At 63.3% G+C, this 16,541-nt stretch carries 21 protein-coding genes; 8 read left to right on the forward strand and 13 right to left on the reverse strand.

The window, feature by feature from the left end:
• The first annotated feature begins 137 nt into the window (after positions 1 to 137).
• The 3 genes from LLJ08_RS06455 to LLJ08_RS06465 all read left to right on the forward strand — a co-directional run bounded on the left by LLJ08_RS06455 (position 138) and on the right by LLJ08_RS06465 (position 3,080).
• Entirely contained in the window at positions 138 to 788 is a 651-nt protein-coding gene (locus tag LLJ08_RS06455) for a c-type cytochrome (RefSeq protein WP_023446287.1), read from the forward strand.
• Entirely contained in the window at positions 785 to 1,705 is a 921-nt protein-coding gene (locus LLJ08_RS06460; protein ID WP_101274753.1) for a c-type cytochrome, read from the forward strand. Before LLJ08_RS06455 ends, LLJ08_RS06460 begins: the two co-directional genes overlap by 4 nt.
• Before the next feature lie 253 nt (positions 1,706 to 1,958).
• Positions 1,959 to 3,080, forward strand: coding sequence for a beta-ketoacyl-ACP synthase III (locus LLJ08_RS06465; protein ID WP_228208514.1), 1,122 nt, complete (start codon positions 1,959 to 1,961; stop codon positions 3,078 to 3,080).
• A 15-nt stretch (positions 3,081 to 3,095) separates the two neighbouring features.
• Here LLJ08_RS06465 and LLJ08_RS06470 read toward each other — a convergent pair whose 3' ends face one another.
• From LLJ08_RS06470 to LLJ08_RS06490, 5 genes are all read right to left on the reverse strand, one after another.
• On the reverse strand, positions 3,096 to 3,503 hold the full coding sequence (locus tag LLJ08_RS06470) for a SufE family protein (protein WP_228208515.1): 408 nt from the start codon (positions 3,501 to 3,503) through the stop codon (positions 3,096 to 3,098).
• Positions 3,500 to 4,705, reverse strand: a complete 1,206-nt coding sequence (locus tag LLJ08_RS06475) for an aminotransferase class V-fold PLP-dependent enzyme (RefSeq protein WP_125897014.1) — start codon at positions 4,703 to 4,705, stop codon at positions 3,500 to 3,502. Before LLJ08_RS06475 ends, LLJ08_RS06470 begins: the two co-directional genes overlap by 4 nt.
• A gap of 74 nt (positions 4,706 to 4,779) precedes the next feature.
• Positions 4,780 to 5,814, reverse strand: coding sequence for a 2,3,4,5-tetrahydropyridine-2,6-dicarboxylate N-succinyltransferase (gene dapD / locus LLJ08_RS06480; protein ID WP_228208516.1), 1,035 nt, complete (start codon positions 5,812 to 5,814; stop codon positions 4,780 to 4,782).
• 42 nt (positions 5,815 to 5,856) lie between these two features.
• Entirely contained in the window at positions 5,857 to 6,228 is a 372-nt protein-coding gene (locus tag LLJ08_RS06485) for an ArsC family reductase (RefSeq protein WP_014821068.1), read from the reverse strand.
• A 128-nt stretch (positions 6,229 to 6,356) separates the two neighbouring features.
• Positions 6,357 to 6,686: a thioredoxin family protein gene (locus LLJ08_RS06490; RefSeq protein WP_014821067.1), complete on the reverse strand. Its 330-nt coding sequence runs from the start codon at positions 6,684 to 6,686 to the stop codon at positions 6,357 to 6,359.
• 127 nt (positions 6,687 to 6,813) lie between these two features.
• Here LLJ08_RS06490 and LLJ08_RS06495 point away from each other — a divergent pair, with 127 nt between their 5' ends.
• A complete protein-coding gene (locus LLJ08_RS06495) occupies positions 6,814 to 7,059 on the forward strand; it encodes a hypothetical protein (protein ID WP_014821066.1) in 246 nt (81 codons plus the stop codon).
• A gap of 14 nt (positions 7,060 to 7,073) precedes the next feature.
• Positions 7,074 to 7,235, forward strand: coding sequence for a hypothetical protein (locus LLJ08_RS06500; protein WP_023446281.1), 162 nt, complete (start codon positions 7,074 to 7,076; stop codon positions 7,233 to 7,235).
• 39 nt (positions 7,236 to 7,274) lie between these two features.
• Here LLJ08_RS06500 and dapC read toward each other — a convergent pair whose 3' ends face one another.
• The 5 genes from dapC to purM are packed head-to-tail and all read right to left on the reverse strand — an operon-like array spanning position 7,275 to position 11,665.
• Positions 7,275 to 8,471: a succinyldiaminopimelate transaminase gene (gene dapC, locus LLJ08_RS06505; RefSeq protein ID WP_044314471.1), complete on the reverse strand. Its 1,197-nt coding sequence runs from the start codon at positions 8,469 to 8,471 to the stop codon at positions 7,275 to 7,277.
• 50 nt (positions 8,472 to 8,521) lie between these two features.
• Positions 8,522 to 9,187: a COG3650 family protein gene (locus LLJ08_RS06510; protein ID WP_228208517.1), complete on the reverse strand. Its 666-nt coding sequence runs from the start codon at positions 9,185 to 9,187 to the stop codon at positions 8,522 to 8,524.
• A gap of 53 nt (positions 9,188 to 9,240) precedes the next feature.
• Positions 9,241 to 9,951, reverse strand: a complete 711-nt coding sequence (locus tag LLJ08_RS06515; RefSeq protein WP_014821062.1) for a DUF3108 domain-containing protein — start codon at positions 9,949 to 9,951, stop codon at positions 9,241 to 9,243.
• A gap of 8 nt (positions 9,952 to 9,959) precedes the next feature.
• Entirely contained in the window at positions 9,960 to 10,607 is a 648-nt protein-coding gene (gene purN / locus LLJ08_RS06520; protein ID WP_125861504.1) for a phosphoribosylglycinamide formyltransferase, read from the reverse strand.
• The gene (gene purM, locus LLJ08_RS06525; RefSeq protein ID WP_125861505.1) at positions 10,607 to 11,665 is read right to left on the reverse strand and encodes a phosphoribosylformylglycinamidine cyclo-ligase; all 1,059 of its coding nucleotides are present in this window, start codon (positions 11,663 to 11,665) and stop codon (positions 10,607 to 10,609) included. Before purM ends, purN begins: the two co-directional genes overlap by 1 nt.
• A gap of 378 nt (positions 11,666 to 12,043) precedes the next feature.
• Between purM and LLJ08_RS06530 the strand changes: the two genes are divergently transcribed.
• The 3 genes from LLJ08_RS06530 to hda are packed head-to-tail and all read left to right on the forward strand — an operon-like array spanning position 12,044 to position 14,947.
• On the forward strand, positions 12,044 to 13,102 hold the full coding sequence (locus LLJ08_RS06530) for a DUF2066 domain-containing protein (protein WP_228208518.1): 1,059 nt from the start codon (positions 12,044 to 12,046) through the stop codon (positions 13,100 to 13,102).
• A 52-nt stretch (positions 13,103 to 13,154) separates the two neighbouring features.
• Positions 13,155 to 14,246, forward strand: a complete 1,092-nt coding sequence (locus LLJ08_RS06535; RefSeq protein ID WP_228208519.1) for an AI-2E family transporter — start codon at positions 13,155 to 13,157, stop codon at positions 14,244 to 14,246.
• Positions 14,243 to 14,947 carry a DnaA regulatory inactivator Hda gene (gene hda / locus LLJ08_RS06540; RefSeq protein ID WP_228208520.1) on the forward strand — a complete coding sequence of 235 codons (705 nt, stop codon included), beginning with the start codon at positions 14,243 to 14,245 and terminating at the stop codon, positions 14,945 to 14,947. The genes LLJ08_RS06535 and hda overlap by 4 nt, the downstream gene beginning before the upstream one ends.
• Before the next feature lie 214 nt (positions 14,948 to 15,161).
• Here the strand turns inward: hda and LLJ08_RS06545 are convergent, their stop codons facing one another.
• The 3 genes from LLJ08_RS06545 to arsC are packed head-to-tail and all read right to left on the reverse strand — an operon-like array spanning position 15,162 to position 16,520.
• Entirely contained in the window at positions 15,162 to 15,572 is a 411-nt protein-coding gene (locus tag LLJ08_RS06545; protein ID WP_228208521.1) for a DUF2069 domain-containing protein, read from the reverse strand.
• Entirely contained in the window at positions 15,565 to 16,170 is a 606-nt protein-coding gene (gene wrbA, locus LLJ08_RS06550) for an NAD(P)H:quinone oxidoreductase (RefSeq protein ID WP_228208522.1), read from the reverse strand. Before wrbA ends, LLJ08_RS06545 begins: the two co-directional genes overlap by 8 nt.
• Positions 16,167 to 16,520, reverse strand: coding sequence for an arsenate reductase (glutaredoxin) (gene arsC / locus LLJ08_RS06555; protein WP_228208905.1), 354 nt, complete (start codon positions 16,518 to 16,520; stop codon positions 16,167 to 16,169). Before arsC ends, wrbA begins: the two co-directional genes overlap by 4 nt.
• Positions 16,521 to 16,541 lie beyond the last annotated feature (21 nt).

The raw sequence follows: 16,541 nt of genomic DNA on the forward strand, positions 1-16,541 counted from the left end.
TTTCTGGAGGGCCGCCGTGGCGATGTGGTAGCGTCGCTTCTGCGACAAGCTGCCGCACACCATCGATAGAACCCGAGCGTTGGCGAAGACCACGCCGGTGGCGGCAAGCATAACTACAACCGCTGATGAGGCCTTTCATGAAACTCACTCACTGGCCCCTGGCCGGTGTGGCTGCGTTGTTACTGACGATGCAGGCACAGGCTGCCGATGGGCAAAAAATCTACGCGCAGGGCGGCGCCAACCCTGCGGCGATGGCGTGTGGCACGTGCCACGGTGCCGATGCGATGGGGATGGCGGCGGCCGGCTTTCCACGCCTCGCCGGGATATCCGCCGGATATACGCGCAAGCAGCTCGAGGACTTCCGCTCCGGTGCCAGAAGCAATCCGGTCATGCAGCCGATTGCTGCGGCCTTGAGCGACGAAGAGATGGATGCCGTGGCGGCCATGCTCGAAGCCAGGCCAGCGCCGGTTTTCGCCAGTATCGGTCGGGCGGAAAAGGCGGAAGGTGTGGGGCCGCGCCTTGCCCTTCGTGGTGCTTGGGAACGCAACATTCCCGAGTGCGTGGCCTGCCATGGTCCCGCTGGCATTGGGGTCGGTGAGAGCTTTCCGCCGCTGGCCGGGCAGTCGACGCAATACCTCAGCGCGCAGCTCAATGCCTGGCGTCAGGGTACGCGCAAAAACGATCCGAACGATCTGATGGGTCATATCGCCCGCGCGATGACCGACGACGAAGTGCAGGCCGTCGCCGAGTACTTTGCCGGCCTGGAGCACAAGGGGGGCAGCCAATGAGAACCTACTGGTTAACGATGCTGGCCATGGCGGTCAGCGGTGCGTCGCTGGCGGCCGAGATCAAGATGGACGACCAGTCCCAGCTGACACAGAAAGCCGCCAAGGGCGCAGGTGAGAACTTCTTCCAGCCACCGCAGGAAAAGGATCTGCCGGCCAACGCCTATGGCGAGCTGGTGCAGCACGGCCGGGCGATCTTCGTCGACACGCAGAAGTACGCCGCCGAATACGTCGGCAACGGCATGAATTGCACCAATTGCCACCTCGATCAGGGGCGCAAGGCCAACTCAGCGCCGCTGTGGGGCGCGTATCCGATGTATCCGGCTTACCGGAAGAAGAATGACAAGGTCAACAGCTACGCCGAGCGGATACAGGGCTGTTTCCAGTTCAGCATGAACGGCAAGCCGCCGGCAGCCGATAGCCATGTGATCAATGCCCTGACGGCCTATTCCTACTGGCTTTCCACTGGTGCTCCGACAGGCCAGGAGCTGCCGGGGCGGGCCTATCCTGAAGTCCCACAGCCCAAAGGTGGTTTCGATATTGCCAAGGGCAAGCAGATCTATGCCGAGCAGTGCGCGGTCTGTCACAGCGACAACGGCCAGGGCCAGCAGGCGGGTGGCGCGTATGTGTTCCCACCGTTATGGGGTAAGGACTCGTTCAACTGGGGTGCCGGCATGCACCGGATCAACACCGCCGCGGCCTTCATCAAGGAGAGCATGCCGCTGGGCAAGGGTGGTTCGCTCAGCGACGAGGATGCTTGGCACGTGGCCGCATACATGAACAGCCATGAGCGGCCTCAGGACCCGCGTCTGGTCGAAGGCTCGGTGGAAAAGACGCGAGTTCGCTACCACGCCAACGACGGTGTGAATCTCTATGGACAGGAGGTGGATGGCGTCGTACTTGGACAGGGCATCAAATAGGGACTTAAGTACATCATTGAGGACAGAAGAGGGCGCCATTCGGCGCTCTCTTCATTTTCGGACTGAGCGGTCACATTCGGATGTGACAAAAGACTTAATTACCTACCCGTTATAAGCGCAATGTTACGGATTCTTTCAGATTTTCATGCACAATAGCCGCCATAAGAGGCGCTGGAATGATCGTGACTGGCCGAGTCCTGTTGCTGCCGTCCCAACGTCAGAAAACGATCCAAGCCATTCGAGAGGAACGACCGTGTATAACGTCGTCATCAGCGGTACCGGCCTTTATACCCCTGCCAACAGCATTTCCAACGATGAGCTAGTGGAGTCCTTCAACACCTACGTTCATCGCTTCAACAGCGAGAATGCCGCTGCCATCGAGGCCGGCGAGATCCAGCCGCTGCCCGAGTCCAGCTCCGCCTTCATCGAAAAGGCTTCCGGCATCAAGAGCCGCTACGTTACCGACAAGGCCGGCATCCTCGATCCCGAGCGCATGGTTCCGCGCATTCCCGAGCGCAGCAATGACGAGTGGTCGATTCTCTGCGAGATGTCGGTCAAGGCAGCCGAAGAAGCGCTGGCCCGCGCCGGCAAGACCGCTGCGGACATCGACGGCGTGATCGTTGCCTGCTCCAACCTGCAGCGCGCCTATCCGGCAGTCGCCATCGAAGTGCAGGCGGCACTGGGGATCAAGGGTTTCGGCTTCGACATGAACGTGGCGTGCTCGTCGGCCACGTTCGGCATCCAGAACGCGGTCAACAGCATCAAGCTGGGCCAGGCGCGCGCGATCCTGATGGTCAACCCCGAGATCTGTACCGGGCATATGAACTTCCGCGACCGCGACAGCCATTTCATCTTCGGCGACGCCTGCACCGCGGTAATCATCGAGCGCGAAGATCTGGCGACCTCGGCGCAGCAGTGGGACGTCATCAGTACCAAGCTGGTGACCGAGTTTTCCAACAACATCCGCAACAACTTCGGCTTTCTCAACCGTGCTGCCGAAGAACACATGAACGATCCGGACAAGCTGTTCATCCAGGAAGGTCGCAAGGTGTTCAAGGAAGTCTGCCCGATGGTGGCGGAGCTGATCGGTGAGCACCTGGCTGAGAACGACATCGTTGTGGAATCGGTGAAGCGTTTCTGGCTGCATCAGGCCAACCTGAACATGAACCACCTGATCGTGCGCCGCCTGCTGGGCCGCGACGCCACCGAGGAAGAGGCGCCGGTGATCCTCGATACCTACGCCAATACCAGTTCGGCCGGCTCGGTGATCGCCTTCCACAAGCACCAGGACGACCTGCCCAGCGGCAGCCTCGGTGTGCTCAGCTCGTTCGGTGCGGGCTACTCGATCGGCAGCGTGATCCTGCGCAAGCGCTGATTCGCCCTGGCCGGCTCAGCCGGTCAGCTCACGCATTCGCTGCAGCACGGCATTCATGCCATTGCTGCGCGAAGGCGACAATTGCCGCGAAAGGCCAAGACGGGCGAACCAGTCGGCCATGTCCACTTCGGCCAGATCGGCAGCTTCCAGGCCGTTGACTCTTGCCAGCAGTACCGCCAACAGGCCGCGGATGAGCCGGGCATCACTGGCGGCGCGAAAATGCCAGCAGCCGTCCTGTCGTTCGCCGACCAGCCACACGCGGCTTTCGCAGCCCGATACCTGATTCGTTTCGCTGCGTTCATCTTCATCCAACGGTGCCAGCCGCTCACCCCATTGCATCAGCAAACGTGCGCGCTGCTCCCAGCCGGGCGCCTGGCTGAATGCCTCCAGCGCTTCGCCAGCGGCTTGCGCCAAGTCGCTCATCGCAGTAACTCCAGGGCCTGATCGAGGGCGCTAAAGAAGCGCTCGAGGTCGGCACTGTCGTTGTACAGCCCGAGCGAGACGCGTGTCGCGCCATCCAGACCAAGGTGTTTCATCAGCGGCATGGCGCAGTGATTGCCGCTGCGCACCGCGATGCCCTGTTCGGTGAGCAGATGCCCCAGGTCGGAATGATGCACGCCTTCGACAACGAAGCTGGCCAGCGCAACCTGCGGCGAGCCGAGCAGGCGAACGCCGTTGCGTGCGGCAAGCCCGGCGAGCAGCTGGTCGTGCAATGCCCGCTCGTGACGCTCGACCGCAGCAACGTCGAGTCCAGCCAGATAGTCCAGCGTGGCGCCGAGACCGATGACGCCGGAGATCGGCGGCGTGCCGGCCTCGAAGCCCAGGGGCGCGGCATGGAACTCGGCGTGTTGATAATCGGCGATGCGCACCATCTCGCCGCCGAACTGCCAGTGACGCAGCTGCAGCAGCGATTCGCCGCGGCCGTACAGTACGCCGACGCCATCCGGCCCGTAGAGCTTATGGCTGGAGAGCACGTAGAAATCGCAACCCAGCGTGGTCATGTCGTGACGGCCGTGCACCACGCCCTGCGCACCGTCGACGATGGTCAGCGCACCTTGGGTCTTGGCCAGGTGCAGCAGGTCGTCCAGCGGTTGCCAGCCACCCAGCACGTTGGACAGCTGACTCACCGCCAGCAGTCGGGTACGCGGCCCGACCAGCGCGGCAGCTGCGGCCAGGTCGATGCGCCCGGCGGTATCGATCGGTAGCACCTGCAGTCTGGCGTTGCGCCGTTTGGCCAGCTGTTGCCAGGGCAGCAGGTTGGCGTGATGTTCGAGGGCGCTGATGACGATCTCGTCACCGGCTCCGATCAGATGTTCCAGTCCGTAGGCGAGCAGATTCAGCGCTTCCGTCGCGCCGCGGGTGAATACGATTTCAGTGGGCGAAGCCGCGTTCAGCCATTTCGCCACCTTGATGCGCGAGTCTTCGTAAGCGCGAGTTGCGCGTTCGGCGGGCTGGTGCTGGGCGCGGTGCACATTGGCGGCGCCGCAGGTGTAGTAGCCGCTGAGAGCATCGATCAGCGCCTGCGGCTTCTGTGCCGTGGCGGCGCTGTCGAGATAGGTCTGGCCTTGCGCTTCGAGCACCGCCAGGGCAGGGAAGTCGGCACGCCAGGGAGAAAACAGGGCCATAAGCGGCAAACCTCCAGCTGCAGGGGATGCGGCAAGGCAGGCGCTCATGGCTCGCAGCTTGCCGCTGCTCCTGCTCAGTTATGCGCGTGCAGCGCCTCGTTCAGCTCGATGGCCGACTTGTGGGTCTTGCACTCCACCGCGCCGGTCTGCGAGTTGCGACGGAACAGCAGGTCGCTCTGGCCGGCCAGCTCGCGCGCCTTGACCACTTTGACCAGTTGATCGCCGTCGTCGAGCAGGCTGACCTTGGTGCCGGCCGTGATGTACAGGCCCGACTCCACGGTGTTGTGGTCGCCCAGCGGGATGCCGATGCCGGCATTCGCGCCGATCAGGCAGCCTTCGCCGACGGAGATGACGATGTTGCCGCCACCGGACAGGGTGCCCATGGTCGAGCAGCCGCCGCCGAGGTCCGATCCCTTGCCGACGAACACGCCAGCGGAGACGCGGCCTTCGATCATGCCCGGGCCGGCGGTACCGGCGTTGAAGTTGATGAAGCCCTCGTGCATCACGGTTGTGCCTTCACCCACATAGGCACCGAGGCGAATGCGCGCGCTGTCGGCGATACGCACGCCGGCAGGGACCACGTAATCGGTCATCTTCGGGAACTTGTCCACCGAGAAGACTTCCAGCAGATCGCCCTTCAGGCGTGCTTCCAGCTGGCGCTCGGCCAGTTCGCTCAGGTCCACCGCGCCCTGGTTGGTCCAGGCGACGTTGGGCAGCAGCGGGAAGATGCCGGTCAGGTTCAGACCATGCGGCTTGGCCAGCCGGTGTGAAAGCAGGTGCAGCTTGAGGTAGGCCTCCGGGGTCGAGGTAAGCGGCGCGTCTTCGGCGAGCAGGGTGGCGACCAGCGGGCGCTGGCTTTCGGCCAGGCGGGTCAGCAGCGCGTACTGGGTAGCGTCGAGCGGCTTCAGGGCATCGGCCAGCTGTGCAGCCTGGGTAGTGGTGATGCTGATTGCCTGATTGCCGCCGGCATAGCCGAGCAGCGGGGCGACGGCAGCTACCAGCTCGCCGGCAGGTTGCAGCAGCGGTTGTGCGTAGAAGACTTCCAGCCAGTCGCCTTGACGGTTCTGGGTGCCAACGCCAAAGGCGAGGCTGAATAGGGTTGCGGACATAGAATTTCCTTTTTGTCGGCCGCGCCGTCTGTTGGGCGGCTATCAGTTCGGCGCTGCCACTTCGGCAGCGTAACGATCGGGCTTGAAGCCAATCAGGGTCTTACCGCCCAAGTCGAGTACAGGGCGTTTGATCATCGACGGTTGGGCCAACATCAGCTCGATGGCCCGGGCCTGGTCAAGATCGGCCTTTGCAGCGTCGTCCAGCTTGCGGAAGGTGGTGCCTGCACGGTTGAGAACGGTCTGCCAGCCGTGTTCATTGCACCAGGCTTCCAGGTGGGTGCGGTCTATGCCGACGTTCTTGTAGTCGTGGAAGTCGTAGTCCAGTCCGTGTTCGTCGAGCCAGGTACGGGCCTTTTTCATCGTGTCGCAGGCTTTGATTCCGTATAGGCACAACCGCTGATCTGATTCGGACATAAACGACTCTCCAAGACTCCTGCAAAACTGGACGGCGGATTATGCCACGCCTCGCCGGGCTATGGAGGCGAGCATGCCTTCTCGCCTCGAAGAGCGCTGCGCGGCAGGTGGCTCGCGAACTGTCTCTCTCATCCCTTCCCCGTCTCGCCTAGCGCCTGCTCGATCGCCTGCTCGTTCAGCGGGCGCACGACGCGCGCGAGCTCCTGGCCATTCTTCAGCAGGATCAGGGTCGGCCAGAGCTTGACCCGAAACGAGCGTCCCAGCGGGCGGCCCGGGCCGTCCTCGATCTTCAGATGACAAATGCCGCTGCGCTCAGCCAGGGCCTTTGCCAGTAGTGGCTGAGCTGCTCGGCAGTGGCCGCACCAGGCAGTGCCGAACTCCAGCAGCAGCGCCCCCTGCATGGCGTCGACCTCTGTACGGCTGGGCTCGTTTTGTACGTAGTGTTCAGTCATGTTCATGGCAGGTTCTCCGTGTGCCTTCCAACGTTCGAACTTGCCGCCGGGCCGTCGTTCGGCGAGGGCTCTCGACCTTTTACACCGATGGTGTTGTCCATTGATGACAATCGCAACGGTGAGGTGACGAGTAATGGCACGCAAGCATTTCGAGAATTTCGAAGCGATTTCTTCGGCGGTGCCTGCCGAGGATGCGTTCGAAGCGGTTATCGCCATCAAACGGCGCGACAGCGACGAGCATGTACACGTATTCAAGATCGCAGATGGCCGTCGCTACGATCTGGCGTCCGAGGCCGACGCGATTGCCGAGGCAGCTTTGACTAAAGTTATAGAGGTCAGCGACGAAGGCGAGCTGATATGGGAAGAACACGCCATCTGAACAGGAGGCAGCACATGAGCGATCACGACGAGCGTACCGAGGAGGCGCTTGATAAGGCCAATCCCACATCCCGCGACGAGCATCAGGGCGCAGACATACCCGAGCACATGAAGCCGGAGAATCTGGAAAAACTGCGCGACTATGGCAAGGATGCGATCCCGCCGGGCGTTGCCTGAACGTCATCAAGCCGGGCGGCCAAGCCGCCCGGTGCGCAATCAGAACGTTTCGATGAAGTGGCGAATGCGTTGCGCCGCCTCGATGCATTCGGCCAGCGGCGCAACCAGTGCCATACGCACGCGGCCGACGCCGGGGGACATGCCGTCCACTTCGCGCGACAGGTAGGAACCCGGCACCACGGTGACATGCTCGCGGGCGAACAGCTCGCGGGTGAACTGTTGATCGTCCATCGGCGTTTTCGGCCATAGATAAAAGCCACCATCGGGGCGTTGCACGTCCATGACCGGCGCGAGTATTTCCAGCACGGCATCGAACTTGGCGCGATACAGCTCGCGGTTGGCGCGCACGTGAATCTCGTCGTTCCAGGCCGCGATGCTCGCCAGCTGGGTCTGCACGGGCATGGCGCAGCCATGATAGGTGCGGTAGAGCAGGAAGGACTTGAGGATATCGGCATCACCGGCGACGAAGCCCGAACGCAGCCCCGGCAGGTTCGAGCGCTTCGACAGGCTATGGAACACCACGCAGCGCTTGTAATCGGTGCGACCCAGTGCTGCACAGGCGGTGAGCAGCCCTGCAGGTGGACTAGCCTCGTCGAAGTACAGCTCGCTGTAGCACTCGTCGGCGGCAATGACGAAGTCGTACTGGTCGGCCAGCGCGATCAGCTTTTTTAGCGTCTCCAGCGGCACCAGCGCACCGGTCGGGTTGCCCGGTGAACAGAGGAAGAGAATCTGGCAGCGCTGCCAGACATCCGCCGGCACGGCATCGAAGTCCGGGTTGAAGCCGTTCTGCTCGAGGCATGGCAGGTAATGAGGCGTGGCGCCGGCGAGCAGGGCTGCGCCTTCGTAGATCTGATAGAACGGGTTCGGGCTGACCACCAGACCGTCCGCTGAGCGATCCACCACGGCCTGGGTGAAGGCGAACAGTGCCTCGCGCGTACCGTTGACCGGCAACACGTGCTGCGCCGGGTCCAGTGCATCTGCGGCGAGGCCGAAGCGCCGCTCGCACCAGCGCGCGATGGCTTCGCGCAGCGCCGGAATGCCGAGTGTGGTCGGATAGACCGCCAGCTGATCAAGGTTGTCCGCCAGTGCCTGGGCAACGAAGTCCGGCGAGCGATGCTTCGGCTCGCCAATCGACAGCGCGATGGCACGCTTGTCGGCAGGCGGCTGTGCGCCAGCGAGCAGGCCACGCAGCTTCTCGAAGGGGTATGGGTGCAGCAGATTCAGGGCGTTGTTCATGGATGCAGTTCTTTCAGGATGAGCGCGGCGAACGCCCCGCATTCGTGAGATCAGTCGTCGCGTGCGCCACCGTAGTAGGCGCAACCGCGCAATGTCTGGCCGTCCAGACGGAGCTCTGCAGTGAGGTGGCTGACCGTGCCGCTGGCACTGTCGACACAGCGCTGCGGTGCAACCCACAGGTCAAGGCGCTGCTGGTTGGCCTCGCTGGTGAAACTGAACTGGCCACCGGGAAGCTGCTCTTCCAGATAAGGCAGGGCGATCGGTGATTGCCCCGGCCGAACGAGCAGCATGCCGCGGGTGGTTACGGTCAGCATCCAGCCTGGTTCATGACCGCTGGCGCGCAGGATCATCTGCTTGAAGTTCTCCTCGCCACAGCCGTGGCCTTCGCGCTGCAGGCGATAGATGCGGGTCAACGCGAGTTGGCCAGTACCGTCCGGTTCGGCCTGACTGAGGGTGCCACGCAGGTCGGCGAACAGTGGGTCCTGATCATCGGTCAGCAGCACCTGCACGTCGTCCTGCAACCCGGTGTCCTTGCTCAGCAGTTTCAACGTCCGTTGCCCCTGGCAGCTCTGCAACTGAAGCTGGCCGTCGACTTGTCGAACTTCACCCTGCAGGCGTTCGGTTGCCGCCTTGGCCGGAGGGCGCTCGGCGAAGAATGACTGGCAACCGGCCAGGGACAGGAGCAGTGCAATCAGCAGGGGGCGTGAAGAGGTCATCGGAAACTCGAAGCAGGTGGGAGGCGGCGGTCGCGAAGGCCCGCCGCGATGACTCAGTTGCCTTTGACGGTCTTGCCGCCGACACGGCCTTCTTCGAGCATGATCTGGTATTCCTTGCCGTCCGTCTCGACCTGATGCAGGCGGACCAGCAGGTAGTCCCAGTCCTTGGCGAACCAGAGGATGGTTTCACGCTTGCTCTGCGTTGGGTCGCGCACGCGCTCGACCTTGATGGCATCGACCTGGCCGGCTTTGGTGCTGACCTTGTCTTCGCCCAGTACGCGGAAATCGTAGGTTTCGATCTCGTCGCCATCGACCACCTGATAGCTCATGCTCTGCTTGCCGGCCGCGACTTCGTGCTGCAGCGCCAGTTGGTAGGTGGATTTGTCCAGCAAACCGCGATGCAGCGGCAGCTTGACCGGATCACCCCGGTCACTGCCTTCGACCTGCTTGTTGTCCCAGTCGAAGCGGTGCTCGACACGCTTGCCCTTGCCCAGGCCGCTGCGCTTGAGGCGATAGGTCTGTGGCAGGAAGGTATCGCCCTCGGTGCGGAACGTGCTGCGCTCGTTGAGACTGGCGACCAGCATGGAGGCCTCGAAATCCAGCCTCCAGTTGCCATCGTCCAGCTGCTCGAGGCTGCGCTGAGCTGTGCCACTGACCGGAACCTGCTTCCAGTCGGCGGTGTAGCTAGCGGAGAAGGGCTTAAGCTCCAGGGCTTGGACCGGCAGGGTCAGCACGGCGAGAGCGAGCAGCAAAGCGCGACGCATGGTATCTCCTAGATTCTGATCTGATAGCCGGAGGCCGGCAGGTTGACGTCGTCCAGCATCGCGCCTTGTTCGGCGAGGCGCAAGCGCCCTTCGGCGAACCAGCGCATGGCCAGCGGGTAGATCTGGTGCTCGGCCGAATGCACGCGCTGCGTCAGCTGCTCGATGTTTTCACCAGGCTCCACCGCCAGCGCCGCCTGGATAGCGACCGGGCCGCCGTCCAGCTCCTCGGTGACAAAATGCACGCTGCAACCGTGTTCGCTGTCGCCCGCTTCCAGTGCTCTGCGATGGGTATCGAGGCCCTTGTACTTGGGTAGTAGCGAAGGATGGATGTTCAGCAGGCGGCCCTGGTAGTGGCGGACGAAGCCTGGCGTGAGAATGCGCATGAACCCGGCGAGGATCACCAGATCCGGCGCATGTTCGTCGATTACTGCCATCAGCGCGGCGTCGAACGACTCACGGCCATCGAAGGCCTTGTGATCGAGCACTGCTGTGGGGATGTCGGCGTCTTGCGCCCGCGTCAGGCCGAATGCATCGGCCCGGTTGGAAATCACGGCGCGGATACGCGCCGGATTGTCTTCGGCCTGGCTGTCGATCAGCGCCTGCAGATTGCTGCCGGACCCTGAAATCAGCACCACCACATTGCAGCTTGCGGTCATCAGTGCTGTTTCAGGTTGTTCAGCCGGACTCGTTCGGCATCTTGCGCCGCGGTGGCGATCGTACCGATTACCCAGGGCGATTCGCCGGATGCGCGCAGATTGGCCAGGGCCGGCTCAACCTGATCCTGGGCGACGCAGATGACCATGCCGACGCCACAGTTGAGCACGCGGTGCATTTCGTGTTCGTCGACGTTGCCTTTTTCCTGCAGGAAGTCGAACACTGCCGGGCGCTGCCAGCTGGCGACGTCGATGATCGCCTGGGCGTTGTCAGGCAATACCCGTGGGATGTTGTCGAGCAGGCCGCCGCCGGTGATGTGGGCCATGGCCTTGACCGCACCGGTGTCCTTGATCAGCTTGAGCAGCGGCTTGACGTAGATGCGCGTCGGCGCCATCAGCAGGTCGGCCAGCGGCTTGCCGTCCAGCTGGGTGTTCTCGATGTCGGTGGCGGACACTTCGAGGATCTTGCGAATCAGTGAGTAGCCGTTGGAGTGCGGGCCCGAGGAGGGCAGGGCGATCAGCGCGTCGCCCGCGGCGACTTTCGAGCCGTCGATGATCTCGCTCTTTTCCACTACGCCGACGCAGAAGCCGGCCAGGTCGTAGTCTTCACCCTCGTACATGCCAGGCATCTCGGCGGTTTCGCCGCCGACCAGCGAACAGCCGGCCAGTTCGCAGCCGGCGCCGATGCCGGTCACCACGGTGGCGGCCACGTCGACGTTGAGCTTGCCGGTGGCGTAGTAGTCGAGGAAGAACAGCGGCTCGGCGCCACAGACCACCAGATCGTTGACGCACATGGCGACCAGATCCTGGCCGATGCTGTCGTGCTTGTTCAGATTCAGTGCCAGGCGCAGCTTGGTGCCGACGCCGTCGGTACCGGATACCAGCACCGGCTGCTTATAGCCTGCCGGGATTTCGCACAGGGCGCCGAAGCCGCCCAGGCCGCCCATTACCTCAGGTCGTGCGGTGCGCTTGGCCACGCCTTTGATGCGTTCGACCAGCGCTTCGCCTGCATCGATATCGACGCCAGCGTCCTTGTAGCTGAGGGAGGGTTGCTTGCTCATAGAATCCGGACCTGTGAAAGGAGTGCGGGTGTCGACCGGTCGGGTGCTGCATCCACGCCAGGGCTAACCGTTTCCGGCGACTGGTGTTGTCACCAGAGTGGCCGGTTGACGCCGGGGCTGAATCCACCTGCGTCGCGTTTGCCTGGGTACTGAATGCCGGGCTCGTACAAGCGCCGGAACCGGTCTGCGGAAAGCGCGCGATTTTATCAGGCTTGCCGCGCAGCGGCCATCCCGGCAGCTGCGATGGCGCGGGGGGCGCATTTTGAGTCGGGCATCTGTGAGGTAGGCGGTTGCCGGCTCTGGGCCGGCTGTTTAAGGTGTAGCGTCCTGTTTCCTCTACTTCCTGCCCCGGGGTCCGGCGGCCTGCGAGAATCAATCATGCGCCTTGTCTACCGCTTACTCATTCTGTGCCTTGCGCTGGGGGCGTCATTGCCCGGTCAGGCCGAACAGCTCAGGGGTCTGTATCAGGTGCGTGAGCCTGTTTCCGGCGAGCAGAGCGAGGAGCGCGCAGCTGCGTTGCAGCGGGCTTTCGATACCTTGCTGTTGCGCCTGACCGGCGATGCGCAGGCAAGCAAGCGCGAGGCCGTCGCTGAGCTGCGCAAGGACCCGCAGCAACTGATCAGCAAGTATGGTTACGAGCACGACCATATCGTCGTCGACTTCGATCCAGGCACCACGGAGCGCAGCCTGCGTAGTGCCGGCTTGTCGCTGTGGGGTGCGAACCGGCCGACGCTTCTGGTCTGGTGGCTGAACGAGCGGGTCGAGGGCACCCAGTTGCTTGGCGACGATCAGCGCAGCGCTGCGCCAGTGCGTGCCGCCGCGCAGCACCGTGGCCTGCCGTTGCGCCTGCCGCTGGCGGATCTGTCCGAACAGCTGCTGGCGACGCCGGACGCATTCGGCGCGAACAGCCGGGAGACGCTGGGCGAGGCGTCCGAGCGCTACGATGCCGACGTACTGCTGGCGGTCCATGCGCGAGAAGCCGATTCCCGCTGGCAAGCGCAGTGGAGCGTCTGGCTCGACGACGAGCAGCGCGACGGCAAGGCTGAGGCGGAAACCCTCGAGGGACTGGCGGACGCGGTAATGCTGTCAGTCAGTGAGTACCTGGCGCCACGCTATGTGGTTGCGCCAGGCGCCGCGTCGGACATCACCCTGGAGATCTTAGGGGCCGATGTCGCGAGATTCGCGGAGCTGGATCGCTTGCTCGAACCCTTTGGTGGCAACCTGCTGCGGGTGGAAAGTGATCGTCTGGTATATCGCGTCAACGCCAGTCCGGAGCAGTTGCGCGCTCAGCTGGCACTGGCGCGTTTGCATGAAGTCGCCGAAGACGAGGCACCACTGGATGCACGGCAGCCGATGGATGAGGGCGGTGTGGTTGGCGAGCCCGACAATGCGCCTGCGTCGCCCGAGAGCGGCACGGTGATGCGTTACCGCTGGTGATGACGCAATTCCTATATCGGCGACTGTCCTGCACGGAAGGCATAGAGTGACCATGAACGATTCGAACCGCTGGCTCTGGCTGGCAGGCGTGCTCTTGTGCGCCTGGCTGGTATATCTGCTGACGCCGATCCTCACCCCTTTTCTCATCGGCATCCTGCTGGCCTATCTCGGAGATCCGCTGGTCGATCGCCTGGAGCGCTGGGGGCTGTCGCGTACCTGGGGGGTGATCGTCGTATTCGCCCTGTTCAGTCTGCTGATGTTGCTGATATTGCTGGTGTTGCTGCCGATGCTCGGCAAGCAGCTGGTGAAGCTCTACCAGCTGGCGCCGCTGGCGCTGGACTGGTTGCAGCATCAGGCGTTGCCCTGGGTGCAGGCGCAGTTCGGGCTGGAAGACAACTTCTGGCGTCTCGATCAGCTGAAGGCCGCATTCGCTGCACACCTGGGCAGCACCACCGACGTCCTCGGCGTGGTGTTGAGCCGAGCCACCGCGTCGGGGCTGGCCCTGCTGGCATGGATCGGCAACCTGCTGCTCATACCGGTGGTGAGCTTCTATCTGATGCGCGACTGGGATTTGATCATGCTCAAGCTGCGCAGCCTGCTGCCGCGCCGCGGTGAGGGCATGGTGGTGCGTCTGATGAGCGAGTGCCATGAGGTGATCGGCGCATTCCTCCGCGGCCAGTTGCTGGTCATGCTGGCATTGGCAATCATCTATGCGTCCGGCCTCATGCTGGTCGGGCTCGAACTGGGGCTGTTGATAGGCGTTCTTGCCGGCCTCGCCAGCATCGTGCCCTATATGGGCTTCGTCGTCGGCATCGGTGCGGCGGTGGTCGCTGTGCTCTTTCAGTTCGGGCTGGCACCTTACCCGCTGCTGGGCGTGGCGGCGGTATTCACGGTAGGGCAGATGCTCGAGGGGATGCTGCTGACGCCGTTACTGGTCGGCGACCGCATTGGGCTGCATCCGGTGGCGGTGATTTTTGCGGTGCTCGCCGGTGGTCAGCTGTTCGGTTTTACCGGTGTGCTGCTGGCACTGCCGGTGGCGGCGGTGATCATGGTTCTGCTGCGCCACGTGCACGATCTCTATAAACTCTCGGACCTTTACGCCGAGCCCGCCGGTGCACCGGCCGAACCACCCAGCCAGCCATGAAACCCATCCAGCTCCCCCTGGGCGTCCGTCTGCGCGACGACGCCACCTTCGCCAACTTCTACCCTGGCGCCAATGCAGCCGCACTCGGCTATGTCGAGCGGCTGTGTTCACCTGCTGCGGGCTGGTCCGATGAGTTGATCTATCTCTGGGGGCAGGCCGGTGTCGGCCGTAGCCATCTGCTGCAAGCTGCCTGCCTGCGGGTGGAGGAGCGCGGAGAGTTGGCTGTCTATCTGCCGTTGGCGGAAGTGGCCGAATATGGTCCGGCCTTGCTCGACAACCTCGAGCAGAGCGAGCTGGTCTGCCTGGACGATCTCGATGCGGTGGCCGGGGACGCGGTATGGGAGGAGGCGTTGTTCCATCTGTTCAACCGCCTGCGTGACGCCGGCCGACGGTTATTGCTGGCGGCGGACGCCTCGCCGCGCGAGTTGTCGATTGCGCTGCCCGACCTCAAATCTCGTTTGAGTCTGGCGCTGGTTTTCCAGCTGCAACAGCTGTCCGACGAGGACAAGCTACGCGCCCTGCAGCTGCGAGCCTCGCGTCGTGGGCTGAATCTGCCGGATGACGTTGGTCGCTTCATCCTGACCCGTGGCTCACGCAGCATGAGCGCGCTGTTCGAGTTGCTCGATCAGCTGGATCAGGCCTCGCTGCAGGCGCAACGCAAACTGACCATCCCTTTCCTCAAGGAAACGCTCGGCTGGTAGCCAGTGGCCTGTTTGGTAAGTTCAGCTGGTCAATTTCGGCGCCCATGGCCCTGATACTGCGTTGCTGTTCCTTACCATAGCCCCGCTATGGCTCGTCGCATCGTCTTGTCTCGCAGCCACGCTCATCCGAACTTGCCTCAACCAACTCACCGCACAGGCCACTAGGCGACGTCGGCGAAAACACTGAAGCAGTTTTCGCCGTGATCAGCTGCCCTCACGCCTCGCCCGCGGCCTTGCGTTCGTACTGATAGCTCCAGCGGGTGTAGAGCAGCGCCGCGATGAACAATGTCAGGCTCAGTCCGGCCTCCAGCAGGCCGTAGATCATCCGCGCCGGGTCGATCGCCGCGAGCAGGCCCTGAATGAAGTACAGATTGACGATAAAGCAGAGCCAGGCGTGCGCCCTCGGGCTGCCAGCGATCATCCCTGGTGCAACCAGCAATAGTGGAATGAGCTGGATGCTGACGACAACCCAGGTTCTGGCTCCGTGCAGGTCGGCAAAGGCCAGGTTCCAGACGACCAGTAGCACTGCGAGGCCGATGAAGCTGGCAAGGCTTATCGCTCGGCTGGATTTGACCCGCGGGGTCAGCCACTCCAGTGATGGCAGCGGTTTACGCTTCTTAGCCAAGGGACATCTCCAGCCGCTGTGCCGTGTGTGCCAGGCGCTGCCCGAGGGCGCGACAGAGGGCGATTTCGTGTTCGTCGAGCAAACGCTTGCCGTCCGCGCCGGCATGGTGACTAGGCCCGTAAGGCGTGCCACCACCGCGGGTTTCCAGCAGCCCGTTCTCGCTGTAAGGCAGGCCGAGCACCAGCATGCCGTGGTGCAGCAGCGGCAGCAGCATCGACAGCAGGGTGCTTTCCTGTCCGCCGTGCAAGCTGGAGGTCGAGGTGAACACGCCGGCTGGCTTGCCGACCAGCTCGCCGGTCAGCCAGAGGCCGCTGGTGCCGTCGAGAAAGTATTTCAGGGGGGCCGCCATATTGCCGAAGCGAGTGGGGCTACCTAGCGCAAGGCCGGCGCAATTCTTCAGGTCTTCGAGGGTCGCATACAGTGCACCGGAGTCGGGAATGGTGGGCGAGACCGCTTCGCACTCGGTGGACACGGCAGGTACGGTGCGCAGACGCGCTTCCAGCCCAGCCATTTCCACGCCGCGAGCAATTTGTCTGGCCATTTCGGCTGTAGCCCCGTGGCGGCTGTAGTACAGCACCAGAATGTAGGGCGTGCTCACGGCAAGATCTCCAGCACTTTTTCCGGCGGGCGGCCGATGATCGCCTTGTTGCCCGCGACCAGGATCGGGCGTTCGATCAGGCGAGGGTGCTCGATCATGGCGTCGATCAGTTCTGCTTCGCTGAGTTCAGGATTGGCCAGGTCGAGGCTTTTGTACTCTTCTTCGCCTGTACGCAGCAGTTGCCGGGCGGTGAGCCCCAGCTTGTTCAGCAGAGCACAGAGTTGGGCTGCGGTGGGGGGCGTTTCCAGGTAGCGCACGATTTCGGGCGTCAGACCGCGGGCTTCAAGCAGCTCCAGGGCGCCGCGCGATTTGGAGCAGCGAGGGTTGTGATACAGCGTGAGTTCGGTCATTTGTGGTTGCGTCTCGCCGGA

It is taken from the genome of Stutzerimonas chloritidismutans, from assembly GCF_020783375.1.
In the GTDB taxonomy this organism is placed as follows: domain Bacteria; phylum Pseudomonadota; class Gammaproteobacteria; order Pseudomonadales; family Pseudomonadaceae; genus Stutzerimonas; species Stutzerimonas kunmingensis.

Bases quoted from the DNA above. Each gene is read 5' to 3' on its own strand.
- LLJ08_RS06455 (WP_023446287.1), top strand. From the start codon at position 138: ATGAAACTCACTCACTGGCCCCTGGCCGGTGTGGCTGCGTTGTTACTG.
- LLJ08_RS06460 (WP_101274753.1), top strand. From the start codon at position 785: ATGAGAACCTACTGGTTAACGATGCTGGCCATGGCGGTCAGCGGTGCG.
- LLJ08_RS06470 (WP_228208515.1), bottom strand. From the start codon at position 3,503: ATGAGCGACTTGGCGCAAGCCGCTGGCGAAGCGCTGGAGGCATTCAGC.
- LLJ08_RS06475 (WP_125897014.1), bottom strand. From the start codon at position 4,705: ATGGCCCTGTTTTCTCCCTGGCGTGCCGACTTCCCTGCCCTGGCGGTG.
- dapD (WP_228208516.1), bottom strand. From the start codon at position 5,814: ATGTCCGCAACCCTATTCAGCCTCGCCTTTGGCGTTGGCACCCAGAAC.
- LLJ08_RS06485 (WP_014821068.1), bottom strand. From the start codon at position 6,228: ATGTCCGAATCAGATCAGCGGTTGTGCCTATACGGAATCAAAGCCTGC.
- LLJ08_RS06490 (WP_014821067.1), bottom strand. From the start codon at position 6,686: ATGAACATGACTGAACACTACGTACAAAACGAGCCCAGCCGTACAGAG.
- LLJ08_RS06495 (WP_014821066.1), top strand. From the start codon at position 6,814: ATGGCACGCAAGCATTTCGAGAATTTCGAAGCGATTTCTTCGGCGGTG.
- LLJ08_RS06500 (WP_023446281.1), top strand. From the start codon at position 7,074: ATGAGCGATCACGACGAGCGTACCGAGGAGGCGCTTGATAAGGCCAAT.
- dapC (WP_044314471.1), bottom strand. From the start codon at position 8,471: ATGAACAACGCCCTGAATCTGCTGCACCCATACCCCTTCGAGAAGCTG.
- LLJ08_RS06510 (WP_228208517.1), bottom strand. From the start codon at position 9,187: ATGACCTCTTCACGCCCCCTGCTGATTGCACTGCTCCTGTCCCTGGCC.
- LLJ08_RS06515 (WP_014821062.1), bottom strand. From the start codon at position 9,951: ATGCGTCGCGCTTTGCTGCTCGCTCTCGCCGTGCTGACCCTGCCGGTC.
- purN (WP_125861504.1), bottom strand. From the start codon at position 10,607: ATGACCGCAAGCTGCAATGTGGTGGTGCTGATTTCAGGGTCCGGCAGC.
- purM (WP_125861505.1), bottom strand. From the start codon at position 11,665: ATGAGCAAGCAACCCTCCCTCAGCTACAAGGACGCTGGCGTCGATATC.
- LLJ08_RS06530 (WP_228208518.1), top strand. From the start codon at position 12,044: ATGCGCCTTGTCTACCGCTTACTCATTCTGTGCCTTGCGCTGGGGGCG.
- LLJ08_RS06535 (WP_228208519.1), top strand. From the start codon at position 13,155: ATGAACGATTCGAACCGCTGGCTCTGGCTGGCAGGCGTGCTCTTGTGC.
- hda (WP_228208520.1), top strand. From the start codon at position 14,243: ATGAAACCCATCCAGCTCCCCCTGGGCGTCCGTCTGCGCGACGACGCC.
- arsC (WP_228208905.1), bottom strand. From the start codon at position 16,520: ATGACCGAACTCACGCTGTATCACAACCCTCGCTGCTCCAAATCGCGC.